Annotated in this window: 11 protein-coding genes; 5 read left to right on the forward strand and 6 right to left on the reverse strand. The window is 66.6% G+C overall.

What is annotated here, in order from left to right:
* Nucleotides 1–10: 10 nt before the first annotated feature.
* Both AC5JLE_RS15400 and AC5JLE_RS15405 read right to left on the reverse strand, forming a co-directional pair.
* Nucleotides 11–1,378, reverse strand: coding sequence for an amino acid permease (locus AC5JLE_RS15400; RefSeq protein WP_496065444.1), 1,368 nt, complete (start codon nucleotides 1,376–1,378; stop codon nucleotides 11–13).
* Between the two features lie 82 nt (nucleotides 1,379–1,460).
* On the reverse strand, nucleotides 1,461–2,183 hold the full coding sequence (locus AC5JLE_RS15405; RefSeq protein WP_014038112.1) for an AraC family transcriptional regulator: 723 nt from the start codon (nucleotides 2,181–2,183) through the stop codon (nucleotides 1,461–1,463).
* 114 nt (nucleotides 2,184–2,297) lie between these two features.
* Between AC5JLE_RS15405 and AC5JLE_RS15410 the strand changes: the two genes are divergently transcribed.
* Together AC5JLE_RS15410 and AC5JLE_RS15415 are read left to right on the forward strand one after the other, a co-directional pair.
* A complete protein-coding gene (locus AC5JLE_RS15410) occupies nucleotides 2,298–4,388 on the forward strand; it encodes a catalase (protein ID WP_241884305.1) in 2,091 nt (696 codons plus the stop codon).
* Between the two features lie 22 nt (nucleotides 4,389–4,410).
* The gene (locus AC5JLE_RS15415; RefSeq protein ID WP_014648023.1) at nucleotides 4,411–4,899 is read left to right on the forward strand and encodes a hypothetical protein; all 489 of its coding nucleotides are present in this window, start codon (nucleotides 4,411–4,413) and stop codon (nucleotides 4,897–4,899) included.
* A gap of 8 nt (nucleotides 4,900–4,907) precedes the next feature.
* On the opposite strand, the gene AC5JLE_RS15420 is transcribed toward AC5JLE_RS15415, so the two are convergent.
* Nucleotides 4,908–5,609 (reverse strand): alpha/beta fold hydrolase, encoded by a 702-nt coding sequence (locus AC5JLE_RS15420; RefSeq protein WP_423172659.1) that lies wholly within the window; start codon nucleotides 5,607–5,609, stop codon nucleotides 4,908–4,910.
* 133 nt (nucleotides 5,610–5,742) lie between these two features.
* Here AC5JLE_RS15420 and AC5JLE_RS15425 point away from each other — a divergent pair, with 133 nt between their 5' ends.
* Complete coding sequence (locus tag AC5JLE_RS15425; protein WP_032960023.1) at nucleotides 5,743–6,030, forward strand: hypothetical protein; 288 nt, start codon at nucleotides 5,743–5,745, stop codon at nucleotides 6,028–6,030.
* 86 nt (nucleotides 6,031–6,116) lie between these two features.
* On the opposite strand, the gene AC5JLE_RS15430 is transcribed toward AC5JLE_RS15425, so the two are convergent.
* A complete protein-coding gene (locus AC5JLE_RS15430) occupies nucleotides 6,117–8,240 on the reverse strand; it encodes a methyl-accepting chemotaxis protein (protein ID WP_032960021.1) in 2,124 nt (707 codons plus the stop codon).
* 233 nt (nucleotides 8,241–8,473) lie between these two features.
* On the opposite strand from AC5JLE_RS15430, the gene AC5JLE_RS15435 reads away from it, so the two are divergent.
* Together AC5JLE_RS15435 and AC5JLE_RS15440 are read left to right on the forward strand one after the other, a co-directional pair.
* Nucleotides 8,474–9,436 carry a L,D-transpeptidase family protein gene (locus tag AC5JLE_RS15435; protein ID WP_197557160.1) on the forward strand — a complete coding sequence of 321 codons (963 nt, stop codon included), beginning with the start codon at nucleotides 8,474–8,476 and terminating at the stop codon, nucleotides 9,434–9,436.
* A 4-nt stretch (nucleotides 9,437–9,440) separates the two neighbouring features.
* On the forward strand, nucleotides 9,441–10,118 hold the full coding sequence (locus AC5JLE_RS15440) for a M23 family metallopeptidase (RefSeq protein ID WP_197557161.1): 678 nt from the start codon (nucleotides 9,441–9,443) through the stop codon (nucleotides 10,116–10,118).
* Here the strand turns inward: AC5JLE_RS15440 and AC5JLE_RS15445 are convergent.
* Complete coding sequence (locus AC5JLE_RS15445; RefSeq protein WP_241884303.1) at nucleotides 10,048–10,710, reverse strand: hypothetical protein; 663 nt, start codon at nucleotides 10,708–10,710, stop codon at nucleotides 10,048–10,050. The genes AC5JLE_RS15440 and AC5JLE_RS15445 overlap by 71 nt on opposite strands.
* A gap of 116 nt (nucleotides 10,711–10,826) precedes the next feature.
* Nucleotides 10,827–12,119, reverse strand: coding sequence for an adenylosuccinate synthase (locus tag AC5JLE_RS15450; protein ID WP_014648029.1), 1,293 nt, complete (start codon nucleotides 12,117–12,119; stop codon nucleotides 10,827–10,829).
* Nucleotides 12,120–12,495 lie beyond the last annotated feature (376 nt).

Consider the following 12,495-nt stretch of genomic DNA (forward strand, 5'->3'; position numbering starts at 1 on the left):
GCAGCTTCAATCACGCCTGGCGCATGCGCCGCGCGATGGCACTGCTGGCGGCGATCGTGGCAGTCAACGCCACCATCGACAGGAACTGCAGGCGGGTGTGCGACTCACTCAGCAGCAGGCCGAAGATCAGCGCAAGGATCGCCAGTGCACAGCAGGTCAGCCACGGGAAACCGGCCATGCGGAACGGCAGTCGGGTACCCAGACGATCCGCGCGACGACGCAGCACCAGCTGCGAGACCAGCGACAGCGTCCACACCAGCAGGCAGGTGGAACCGACGATGTTCAGCAGCACCGGCAGCACCCGGTCCGGGAACAGCAGTTCCATCACCGTGGCGGCAAAGCCGAACAGCACGCTGGCCAGCACGGCGATCACCGGCACCTGGCGCGGGTCGGTCCAGCCAAGCACGGTCGGCGCTTCGCGACGCTGCGCCAGCGAATACATCATGCGCGAGGCGCCGTAGAGGTTGGCATTGAGCGCCGACAGCAGCGCGATCACGGCGATCAGGGTGATGGCGGTGCCCGCGCCCGGAATGCGGGCGATGTCCAGCACGGCGGCGAACGGCGACTTCAGCGCCTCGCTGGTCCACGGCACCACGGCGATGATCACGCTCAGCGAGCCGATGTAGAACACCAGGATGCGCCAGGCCACGGTGCGGATGGCACGGGCAATGCTGCGCTCGGGGTCTTCGGTTTCGGCCGCCGCCACGGCCACGATCTCGGTGCCGCCGAAGGCGAACACCACCACCAGCAGCGCCGCGCCGATCCCGGCCAGGCCCTTCGGCGCAAAACCACCGTGTTCGGTGAAGTTGCTCAGGCCCGGGGAGGTCACCTGCGGCAGCCATCCCATCAGCAGCGCCACGCCAATGGCGATGAACGCCAGGATCGCCGCGACCTTGAGGATGGCGAACCAGAATTCGAACTCGCCGAAGTTCTTCACTCCGAGCAGGTTGATCGCGGTGAAGAACAGCATGAACGCCAACGCCGCCATCGGTACCGGTATCGCCGGCCAGACCGTGGCCAGCAGCCCGGCCGCACCCACTGCTTCGGCGGCGATCACGATCACCAGCTGCACCCACCACAGCCAGCCCACGGTGGCACCGGCGGTAGCCCCCATGGCGTCGGCTGCATACACCGAGAACGCGCCGCTGGTCGGTTTGGCCGCCGCCATCTCGCCCAGAGCGTTCATCACGATGATCACCAGCGCTCCGGCGACCAGATACGACACCAGGACCGCCGGACCGGCCGCCTGCACACCCACGCCCGAGCCGAGGAACAGCCCGGCGCCGATGGCGCTGCCCAGGCCCATCATGATCAGCTGGCGGGGCTTGAGCGAATGTCCGAGGCGGGACGGCGAAGCGGTCGGAATCGAGTTGGGCATCGGCGGGGCTGGCGGCGGGCTACAGGGGCGACACCTTACCCTGTCCCGTGCCCACGGGGATAGGCACAGCGCAGCAGGCCGCTCAGGCCAGCGCCGGCTCGCCGACGTTCCCACCGATACGGGCACGATAGGCACGCGGCGAGAAACCGGTTTCAGCCTTGAACTTGCGGGTGAAGGCACTCTGGTCGCTGAAACCGCAGGCCTGGCCGATGCAGGCGATGCTGTCGTCGCCATGCAGCAGATGCATGGCCATCTGGATCCGCAGCCGGGTCAGCACCTGCTGCGGGGTCATCTGGAACACCTTGCGGAAGCTGCGCTCCAGCTTGGACAGCGAAAAGCCGGTGATGTCCAGCAGGGTCTGCATGCGCACGTTCTCGGCGTAGTGCGCGTTGAGGTGGGCCAGCGCCAGCCGCAGCTGCTCGTACTGGGTGCCGAGGCTGTCCTTCTGGCCAAGGTCGCGCGAAATGCCGATCAGGCCCTCGATGGCCCCGTCGACCACCAGCGGGCGCTTGCAGGTCAGGCACCAGCCCGGTTCGCGGTTGGCGAACAGGTGCAGCTCCATCAGGTTCTCGATCACCTCACCGGACAGCACGCGGGCGTCCTGGTCAACGTAGTCCGCACTGAGGCCGGTCGGGTAGATTTCGGCCGCCGTACGCCCGATCACGTCCTTGCGCGCGCGCAGACCCAGCCGCCGCAGCATGGTCTGGTTGACGTGGGTGTAACGCCCCTGGCGGTCCTTGATGAAGAACAGCACATCCGGGATGGCGTCGAACAGGGCTTCGATGTCGGCGGGCTCGACTCGCATGGAACAAGCATACCCGAGCCTGCTTTTGCCTGTACGTTCACCTTTGCCGGACCTCGGTTTAACGGGCCCGGTTCCAGTGTCGTGGTTCTCTTTGAGCATCCGGAGCCAACGTCAATGGCCGCCAGCAAGCCGACCGGCAAGCGCGCAACCACCCACGCCGAGAACCACCACCGCGGCAACGGCGATGAACTGCACCAGCAGGCCGGGGGCAGCCATCCGGCAATGACCACCGACCAGGGCATTCCGGTGGCGGACAACCAGAACTCTCTGCGGCAGGGACCTCGGGGGCCCACGCTGCTGGAGGACTTCATCCTGCGCGAGAAGATCACCCACTTCGATCACGAACGCATTCCCGAGCGCATCGTGCACGCACGTGGCAGCGCAGCACACGGCTACTTCGAGCTGACCCGATCACTGGCAGCCCATACCCGCGCACGCATCCTGACCGAGGTCGGCGTGAAGACGCCGGTATTCACCCGCTTCTCGACCGTGGCCGGTGGCGCAGGCTCGGTGGATACCCCGCGCGACGTGCGCGGCTTTGCGGTCAAGTTCTACACCAAGGAGGGCAACTGGGATCTGGTCGGCAACAACATCCCGGTGTTCTTCATCCAGGACGCGATGAAGTTTCCGGATCTGGTGCACGCAGTGAAGATGGAACCGGACCGCGCCTTCCCGCAGGCCGCGTCGGCCCATGACACGTTCTGGGACTTCATTTCGCTGATGCCCGAATCGATGCACATGATCATGTGGGCGATGAGCGACCGCGCCATCCCGCGTTCGCTGCGGATGATCGAAGGCTTCGGTGTGCACAGCTTCCGCCTGCTGAACGATGCCGGCGAGTCGACGTTCGTCAAGTTCCACTGGCGGCCCAAGCTGGGCATTCAGTCCACGGTCTGGGACGAAGCGTTGAAACTGCAATCGGCCGACAATGACTTCCATCGCCGCGACCTGTTCGAGGCCATCCAGCGCGGCGACTTTCCCGAATGGGAGCTGGCGGTGCAGCTGTTCACCGAAGAAGACGCCGACGCATTCCCGTTCGACCACCTGGATCCAACCAAGATCATTCCCGAATCGCTGGTGCCGTTGCAGGTGATCGGGCGCATGGTACTGGACCGCTGGCCCGACAACTTCTTCGCCGAGACCGAGCAGGTGGCGTTCTGCCCGGCCAACGTGCCGCCCGGCATCGACTTCAGCAACGACCCGCTGCTGCAGGGCCGCCTGTTCTCCTACCTGGACACCCAGCTGCTGCGCCTGGGCGGCCCGAACTTCCACCAGATCCCGGTGAATGCACCGAAGTGTCCGTTTGCCAATCATCAGCGCGACGGCCACATGCAGATGCAGGTGCCCAAGGGCCGCGTCGCCTACGATCCCAGCTCGCTGCAGGACGACACCCCGCGCGAGACGCCTGCCGGATTCCGCAGCCATGCCAGCGCCGACGATGGCCGCAAGGGCCGCACCCGCGCGGAGAGTTTCGCCGACCACTACAGCCAGGCCCGGATGTTCTTCCGCAGCCTGGAAAAGCCGGAGCAGGCGCACCTGGCATCGGCGCTGGTGTTCGAGTTGTCCAAGGTGGAAACGCTGAAGGTGCGGGTGCGCACCGTCAGCCACCTGCGCAACATCGATGACGCGCTGGCGCAGCGCGTGGCCGATGGCCTGGCCTTGCCTGCGCTGCCCGACCCGGCCCCAACCGCCACGCCGGTGCTGGACATGCCACCCGCTCCCGAGGTGCGCGTGATCGGGCGTAACAAGCCCACCCTGCAGGGTCGCTGCATCGGCATCCTGTTCGACGAAGGCTCCGACGCGCGCGTGATTGCCAGCCTGAGCAAGGCCGTCCGGAAGGCAGGTGCAGACGTGAAGCTTGTCGCGCCAAAAGTGGGAGGCGCCACGCTGAGCGATGGCGCATTGCAGGCGGCAGATGGGCAGCTGGCGGGCACCCCGTCAGCCGTGTTCGATGCAGTAGCCGTGGTGCTCAGCCTTGAAGCCGCGAAGGCCTTGTCGAAAGAGAGTGCAGCCGTCGAATTCGTCAGCCAGGCGTGGGCACACCTGAAGGCCATCGCCAGCGACGCGGGCGGCCAGGTGCTGCTGAAGGCGGCGCGCGTCGGCAACGACCCCGGCATCGTCGAAGCAGAAGACGCCAAGGCATTCCTGGCGGCGGCCGCCACCCGCCAGTGGGCGCGCGAGCCCAAGCTGCGCCTGCTGGCCTGACCACAACGACAGGAGAATCGTCATGCCACGTGGTGACAAATCCGCATACACCGAAAAGCAGAAGCGCCAGGCCGAGCACATCGAGGAAAGCGAACGTGATCGCGGCGCGAGTGAAGGCACCGCCGAACGCATTGCCTGGGCCACCGTGAACAAGCAGGACGGCGGCGGCAAGCGCGCCGGCAGTGCCCGCAAGGGCGCGAAGAAGGCGACCAGCAAGAAGGCTGCCAAGAAGGCGCCTGCCAGGAAATCGGCCACAAAGAAGGCCGCAACCAAGAGGACGGCGGCGAAGAAGGCACCTGCGAAGAAGGCGGTGGCGAAGAAGGCACCGGCTCGCAAGACCGCGACAAAGAAGGCCGCAAAGAAGACGGCGAAGAAGGCAGCGGTAAAGAAGGCGGGTACGGCCGCCGCGCGGAGCGCCGCCGCGAAGAAGGCAGCCAAGACGCGGGCCGCGAAGAAGACCGTGCGCAAGGCGGCGGCGAAGAAAGCCGCGCGCACGCGCGCACGCGGCTGAGTCTTCGATCAGGAGGGGAACGCCCTCATCCATGCGGCAACTTCGGCTGCGGCTGCCTCGGCACGGGCCTGCAGCAGTAGATGCGGCCCTTCCAGCGATACGTGCCGGGCATCGGGCAACAAGACCTGCAGCTCGGCCACGCTGGGCGGCCACAACAGGTGGTCCTGTCGTGCATGCAGGCATAACGTCGGCAGCGTGAGCTTCGGCAACTGCGCGCGGACATCGATCTGCAGTGTCGCCGCAGCGCGCTGCCGCAGGATCGCGGTCGGTACCGCAGCGATCGCATGTCGCAGCTCGCGAAGGTTCATGCGTGTCCGCCAATGCCCCAGCAGAAGCCGGGCCAGCAACGCCAGCGGCGGCGGTGGCCATGCAGGGGCAAGCAAGCGTGCGCTCGCCGCTGGCAGCGGCACCGGTCGCCGCGCGAAGGTCGTACTCAGTATCAATCCGCGCAATCCCGGCGGTGAAGCCACCGCCAGTTCGATAGCCAGCGGCCCGGCAAACGATTCAGCCAGCAGCACAAAGGGAGAGATGGGAAGCTGCGGGCGCAGGATCGACGCCAATGTAACGTAGTCCTGTGGCCCGTGCATGGGCAGCGGCAGCACCTGCACGGTAACCCCCTGGTCCTGCATCGCTTCCACGAAGCATGTCGACAGCAGGCCGCTGCCATCCAGCCCGGGCAGCATCACGATCGGGAGCATCACGGCGTTCATCACATTGCTCACCTCTCAGGTCCCTTCGCACGACTCGCTGCCGCGCAGCTTCGCTTATCGGCTCGCCCCAGGGAAGTGCACGCCGCTGCTCGCGGCGCTACCCTGATGGCCCCGGACAGACGAGGAAGGCGGCATGCGCAAGCCACGCTGGCTCAGCTGGACCGGCATTGCCCTATGCGCGCTCTATCTCGCGCTGACCACCTGGCTGGTGCTCGATGCCCGGTCCAACAGCGACCCCAAGAGCGCCTACATCCTCATGCAACTGCCGGTGATGCTGCAGACCGCGGCACTCAACGTCATCGGCGTGGGACGCTGGCTTTCCGGAATGACCTGGATCACCGTCTACCTTCTGGTGATTCCTCCCACGCTTGGCGTGCTGTACGTGCTTGGGGCCATGCTCGGCAGCGTCCTGGAGCAATGAGGGCGATCCTCCCTGCTGCCTGAGCGGGCGATGCAAATACGGCCGCCCAAGGCGGCCGCATTCCTGTTACTGCACTGGCAGCCCGCTCAGGCCGCGCGACGGGGCACAGCAGAGACCGTCGCGCCTTCCACCTTGAACACCGCCACCGACGTGGTCAACGCATGTGCCTGCTCCTCCAGCGCGCGGCTCGCCGCAGTGGCTTCTTCCACCAGGGCCGCGTTCTGCTGCGTCACCTGGTCCATCTGCACCACCACCTGGTTGACCTGCTCGATACCGGCCGCCTGTTCCTTGCTGGCCGCTGCGATGTCGCTCATCAGCTGGGTGGTGCGCGAGCTGGCCTGGGCCACGCGCGCGATCGCTGCTTCCGATTCAACGGTCACCGCCAGGCCACTCTTCACCTTGGCAGCGGCGTCTTCGATCAGCTCCTTGATCTCCTTGGCCGCGACGCCGGCGCGCTGCGCGAGCGTGCGTACTTCGCTGGCGACCACGGCAAAACCACGGCCCTGCTCGCCCGCGCGCGCGGCTTCCACCGCAGCGTTCAGCGCCAGGATGTTGGTCTGGAACGCGATGCCGTCGATAACGGTGGAGATTTCCGAGATGCGTGCCGAGGACTGATCGATCTCACCCATCACCGAGGCCATCTGCGCCATCGCCTGCTCGGTCTCGCGTACGGCGGCACCGGCGGCATGCGCTTCGCTGTCGGCCTGACGCGCCAGCTCGGCGTTCTGGCGCACGGTGGAGGTCAGCTCCTCCATCGACGCGGCAGCTTCCTCCAGGTTGGCCGCCTGCTGCTCGGTGCGGCGCGACAGGTCGTTGTTGCCGGCGGCCAGTTCCTGTGCCGCGTTGTTGATGCTGTCGGCAGCCACCTGGATGCCCCGCACAATGCCGGTCAGCTGTGCGGTGGTGGTGTTGGCGTCGTCGCGCATGCGCGCGAACACGCCGTCGTACTCACCGTCCATGCGTGCGGTCAGGTCACCGTGCGAGATCGCGCGCAGCACGTCGGAAACATCGGCAATGCTGGCCTGCGAACTGGCCATCATGCCGTTGAGGTGTTCGACCATTGCCTTGAACTGGTACTGGAACGCAGCAGCATCGCCACGCATGCTGAAGTCGCCGGCGCGAGCCGCACGGGCCAGTTCATCGATCTGCGCGTTGATCGCCATCAGGCTCTGCTTTACCGCGGCCAGAGTGCGGGTCAGCGTGCCCTTCTCGCCCGGGTAGTCCGGCAGGTCACGGCTGAGGTCGCCGATCGCGTAACGCTGCATCACTTCGGCCATCAGCAGCTCCACCTGCACGTGCGATTCGACCAGGCTGTTGGTGGCCTGCACCATGCGGCCGAAATCACCGGGGAAGGCACTGTCGTCCATGCGATAGCGGATCGCACCCGCTTCGTGCTGCTCAGCCATCTGCAGCTGCGCGCCGATCGCCGCCTGCACGCTCTGCCGCACGCTGGCCATGGCCTCGCCCAGCTGGGTCAGCTCATCCCGGCCACCGAGGCGGAACTCCTGGTCCAGCTGGCCCTTGGACAGCCGCTCGGCCAGGTTCACCGCGCGCGCCAGCGGGCCGGTCAGGCTGCGGCCGATCATCACCGAGGCGCCGATGCCGGCAAGCAGCGCGACGCCGCCCAGCACCAGCAGCTGCAGCAGGCTGCGTTCGCCCAGGCGGATCGCTTCGGCGGCAGCTTCACGGCTTTCCTTCTCCTCGAAGTCCACGCCATCGGACAGCGCCTTGTTCCAGCCGTTGGCCGCTTCCTGCACCGCGCCCAGGGTCAGCGCCACGGCGCCGGGATAATCGCCCTGCTCCATCAGTTCGCTGGTCTGCTTGTTGAGCGGGCGCGCAACGGCACGCTTGGCCGCGATGGTTTCCGCGATGGTCTTGCCCTGGGCATCGCTGGGCAGCGCCTGGTAGGCGGTCCAGCTGGCCTCATAGCGCTTGACCAGGTCGGCGATGCGCTTCTCGTCGCTGCCGCGGTCTTCGCCCTGACGGATCAGCATTTCGCGGCGCACGACCATCATCTGGTTGTTGGCATCGAGCATCTGCGACAGCAGGCGCACCTTGGCCACGCTGACGTCGACCACCTGCTGCATCGCGCGCTTCTGCACGACACTGGCAGTGGCGCCGGTGGCCACCACGGCGGCGACCAGCAGCAGCAACAGGCCAAAGCCCAGCCCAAGACGCCAGGCAACCCTGACGTTCCTCAAGTAGTTCATGGGGGTATCCAATACGGGGGGATGTGGCCTTATCGGCGGCACGGCAGGCAATCTTGATCGCCCTCCATCGGTGGCTTCGGCCACGGTTCACCTTGGTGAGTCCCCGTCCCAGCGGCACCTGCCGCTGGCAATCAGCCGCAATGACATGCCTGCTCATGCGGGCATCAGATCCCTTTCACGGCGGCTCGGCGCTGTCTGCGGGCAAGGTGGCGGCGTACCTGCTGGAGATCCCAATGCCCTCATCTGTGTCCCGATCCACCCTGCTCGCACTCTCGCTGCTGGCGTCGCCGGCCTTCGCGCAGGTGCCGCCGCCCAACCTGCCCGCCCCCATTGCCGAGAAGGCCGGCCCGGACACCGCAGTGCGCTCCGCACTGCATGCCCAAGTGCTGCTGGATCGCGCGAATTTCTCGCCTGGCCAGATCGATGGCGAAGTGGGCAGCAACCAGCGACGCGCGGTGGCGGGCTTCCAGGCCGCGCATGGGCTGACCGTAACGGGTGAGCTGGACGACGCCACCTGGAAGGCTCTACAGGCCGATACGATCACGCCGCTGGCCAGCTACACGCTGACTGCCGAGGATGTTGCCGGCCCGTTCCAGCCCATACCGAAAGGACCTGCCGCACAGGCCAAGCTGAAATCGCTGGGTTTCAGCAGTGTGGAAGAAGCCCTGGGCGAGCGCTTCCACGCCTCGCCGGAGTTGCTGAAGGTGCTCAATCCCGGCGTGGATCTGACCAAGGCTGGCAGCCGCATCCAAGTGCCCAACATCGCACCAGCGGCATTGCCGAAGGCGGCGAAGATCGTGGTCGACAAATCCGACTCCACCCTGCAGTTGCTGGATGCGCAGGGCAAGCTGATCGCGCAGGTGCCGGTGTCGTCGGGCAGCCAGCACGACCCGTTGCCGATCGGCGAATGGAAGATCCTGGGCGTGTATCGCGACCCGCCGTTCCACTACAACCCGAAGTTGTTCTGGGATGCGCGCAAGGGCGAAAAGAAGGCGACGCTGCCACCGGGCCCGAACAATCCGGTCGGCCGGGTCTGGATCGACCTGTCCAAGCCGCACTACGGCCTGCATGGCACACCCGAACCCAGCCACGTGGGCAAGACCGAATCGCATGGCTGCGTACGCATGACCAACTGGGATGCGGTGCGTGTGGCCGACGCAGTGGATACTTCGGTGCCCGTGGTGATGCAGGAGTAAGCCCATGCGTCTTTCGCAGCTGATCGTATTGGGCGTACTGCTGGGACTGGGGGCAGGTTGGTGGCTGCGTCGCGATGGGAGTGAGCCGGTAGCCGCCTCGCTGCCGGCAGCGCCATCGGCGGTGTCCGCCGCGCCGGTGGTCGAACCAGCGCCACGCGCAACGGCCCCACCCGCCACCACCGCGCCGCCGGCCGCGCAGGCTGCGGATGCACCGTCCGGCCTGCTGCTGCCGGTGCAGGGCATCCTGGCCTCGCAGCTGCGCGATACCTTCACCGATGCACGCAGCGAAGGCCGCGTACACGATGCCATCGACATCCTGGCCGATGCCGGTACGCCGGTACTCGCGGTGGCTGATGGCACGGTGGAAAAACTGTTCGACAGCGAACGCGGCGGGCTGACGATCTACCAGTTCGAGCCCAGCGGACGCTGGTGCTACTACTACGCGCACCTGCAGCGCTATGCCGATGGCCTGGCCGAGAAACAGGCGATCAAGCGCGGGGATGTGATCGGCTACGTCGGCAGCACCGGCAATGCCAGCGCCGAGGCCCCGCACCTGCACTTCGAAGTGCATGTGTTGGGGCCGGAGAAGCAGTGGTGGAAGGGAGAGTCGATCAATCCCTATCCCTTGCTGAAGTCGGCGGCACCGATGCCCGGCGCTGCTGGCGCCGCAACGCCAAAGTGAAGACAGTCAACGCAGCCCCCGGAATCAGCAGGAACAGCGCCGCCATCTTCCAGAAAAAGAACGGCCACAGCCAGAGGTAGTCCAGGTCGGTCAGCTTCAGCAGACCCAGCGGCGGCTGCAGCTCGATGTCTGCAGTGCGTCCCGCCAGCGCCGGATCCACCTCCAGCACGGTTACCCGCAGCCATGAGCGGCCGCGTGGCAATGCGTCGCCGCGACCGTAACCAAAGTAGGAGGCCATGAGGCCGCTGGACTCAACCGATACCAGCGCGCGGTCGATGCCCTGCCCGGCCACTCCCGAACGCTCCCGTGCGCGGAAGTCTCCATGTTCGGTGGGAGTCTCGATGCGCAGCAGCACTTCAGGGTCAGCCTCTGTACCGTCCGCGGCATAGCGCAGGCGCAGCCGAAGCTGGTCATCGATGAGGCGGTAGACCGTCACCTCGGCCGTCGCACCCGGGCTCAGCAGCAGAGGCAGGGTCTGGGTACGCGAGGCCAGGCAGTTGGCGATGGCGCCAAGCGCCAGAACCAGGCAGGCCATGCACCACAGGCTCCACGACACCCACAGGGTGACCCGCACTACCGTCCCGCCTTTCACGCTGACATCCTGGTCATCGCGTCGCTTCCCCGCTGGCCTGGCCACACAGTAACGAAAAAGCCCCGCGTGCGCGGGGCTTTTCCTGTCACCAACGCCGGGCATGGCCCGGCGCCACCTCAGGCGAACGGATCCTGCAGGACCATGGTGTGGTCGCGGTCCGGGCCGGTGGAGACGATGCTGATCGGGCAGCCGGCCAGCTCTTCCAGCGAACGCAGGTAGGCGCGTGCGGCCGGCGGCAGGTCGTCCCACTGGGTGATGCCGTGGGTGTTCTCGCTCCAGCCCGGGAACTCCAGATACACCGGGGTGCATTCTTCCCAGCCCTGCGCGTCCAGCGGCGCGTACTCGGTGCGCTTGCCGTTGTATTCGTAGGCGATGCAGACCTTCAGCTTTTCCATGCCATCGAGCACGTCCAGCTTGGTGATGCACAGGCCGCTGATGCCGTTGATGGCCACGGCGCGCTTCAGCGCGACGATGTCCATCCAGCCACAACGACGCGGGCGGCCGGTCGACGCACCGTACTCGGCGCCGCGGTCACGAATGCCCTGGCCGACTTCGTCGTCCAGCTCGGTCGGGAACGGGCCACCGCCGACGCGGGTGGCGTAGGCCTTGGCGATGCCCAGCACGTAGTCGATCGAATCAGCGCCGACGCCGGAACCGGCCAGCGCACCACCGACGGTGGTGTTGGAGCTGGTGACGTACGGGTAGGTGCCGTGGTCGATGTCCAGCAGCGCGCCCTGCGCACCTTCGAACAGCACGCGCTTACCCTGCTTGCGCAGGTCGTGCAGGATGCCGGCCACGTCGGACTTCATCGGCTGCACGTATTCGCCGAAGGCCAGCGCTTCGTCGAAGGTCTTCTGGAAGTCGACCGCATCGGTGTTCAGATACTTGGTCAGCACGAAGTTGTGGTAATCCAGCGCGGTGCGCAGCAGTTCTTCCAGCTGCTTCGGGTAATGCAGGTCGGCGATGCGGATGCCGCGACGCGCCACCTTGTCTTCGTAGGCCGGGCCGATGCCGCGGCCGGTGGTGCCGATCGCCTTGCCACCGGCTGCGCGCTCGCGCGCCTGGTCCAGGGCGATGTGGTACGGCATGATCAGCGGCGCGGCCGGGGAGATCTTCAGGCGCGAACGCACTTCCACGCCGGAGGCTTCCAGCTCGGCGATTTCCTTCTGCAGCGCGGCCGGCGAGATCACCACGCCGTTGCCGATCAGGCACAGCGCATCGTCACGCAGGATGCCCGACGGGATCAGGTGCAGGACGGTCTTCTTACCGTTGATGACCAGGGTGTGGCCGGCATTGTGGCCGCCCTGGAAGCGCACGACGGCGCCGATTTCCTCAGTGAGCAGATCGACGATCTTGCCCTTGCCTTCATCGCCCCACTGGGCACCCAACACTACGACAGACTGACCCATGACGGGCTCCTCGGTTTGTTGCGGCCATCGGGGCCGCGGACGGGTAAACCGTGGCGGGGCTGGCCAGCACCTGGAGGGCGGCTCCAAACGGGGAGCGGCCGGCGATGGAGGGCCCAGACACGGAAAAAGCCGAACGGGGAGGCCCGTCCGGCTTTTGTGCATTATCCGGGTTTCCGGGGTCCGCTGCCACCTTTCCGACGGACGGCTTCACCGGCCGGTCAGCCGCCCCGCCCGGTTGTGCCGGCCGCTGGCCGGCAATGCCAACCAAGGTTGGCATCTACCAGAGCCTGGCCACGCAGGTGCAGGTCGGTCAGCCGCCCCGCCCGGTCGTGCCGGCCGCTGGCCGGCAACGCCAACCAAGGTTGGCATCTACCAG

Source organism: Stenotrophomonas sp. (assembly GCF_059505245.1).

Bases quoted from the DNA above. Each gene is read 5' to 3' on its own strand.
- AC5JLE_RS15400 (WP_496065444.1), bottom strand. From the start codon at position 1,378: ATGCCCAACTCGATTCCGACCGCTTCGCCGTCCCGCCTCGGACATTCG.
- AC5JLE_RS15405 (WP_014038112.1), bottom strand. From the start codon at position 2,183: ATGCGAGTCGAGCCCGCCGACATCGAAGCCCTGTTCGACGCCATCCCG.
- AC5JLE_RS15410 (WP_241884305.1), top strand. From the start codon at position 2,298: ATGGCCGCCAGCAAGCCGACCGGCAAGCGCGCAACCACCCACGCCGAG.
- AC5JLE_RS15415 (WP_014648023.1), top strand. From the start codon at position 4,411: ATGCCACGTGGTGACAAATCCGCATACACCGAAAAGCAGAAGCGCCAG.
- AC5JLE_RS15420 (WP_423172659.1), bottom strand. From the start codon at position 5,609: ATGAACGCCGTGATGCTCCCGATCGTGATGCTGCCCGGGCTGGATGGC.
- AC5JLE_RS15425 (WP_032960023.1), top strand. From the start codon at position 5,743: ATGCGCAAGCCACGCTGGCTCAGCTGGACCGGCATTGCCCTATGCGCG.
- AC5JLE_RS15430 (WP_032960021.1), bottom strand. From the start codon at position 8,240: ATGAACTACTTGAGGAACGTCAGGGTTGCCTGGCGTCTTGGGCTGGGC.
- AC5JLE_RS15435 (WP_197557160.1), top strand. From the start codon at position 8,474: ATGCCCTCATCTGTGTCCCGATCCACCCTGCTCGCACTCTCGCTGCTG.
- AC5JLE_RS15440 (WP_197557161.1), top strand. From the start codon at position 9,441: ATGCGTCTTTCGCAGCTGATCGTATTGGGCGTACTGCTGGGACTGGGG.
- AC5JLE_RS15450 (WP_014648029.1), bottom strand. From the start codon at position 12,119: ATGGGTCAGTCTGTCGTAGTGTTGGGTGCCCAGTGGGGCGATGAAGGC.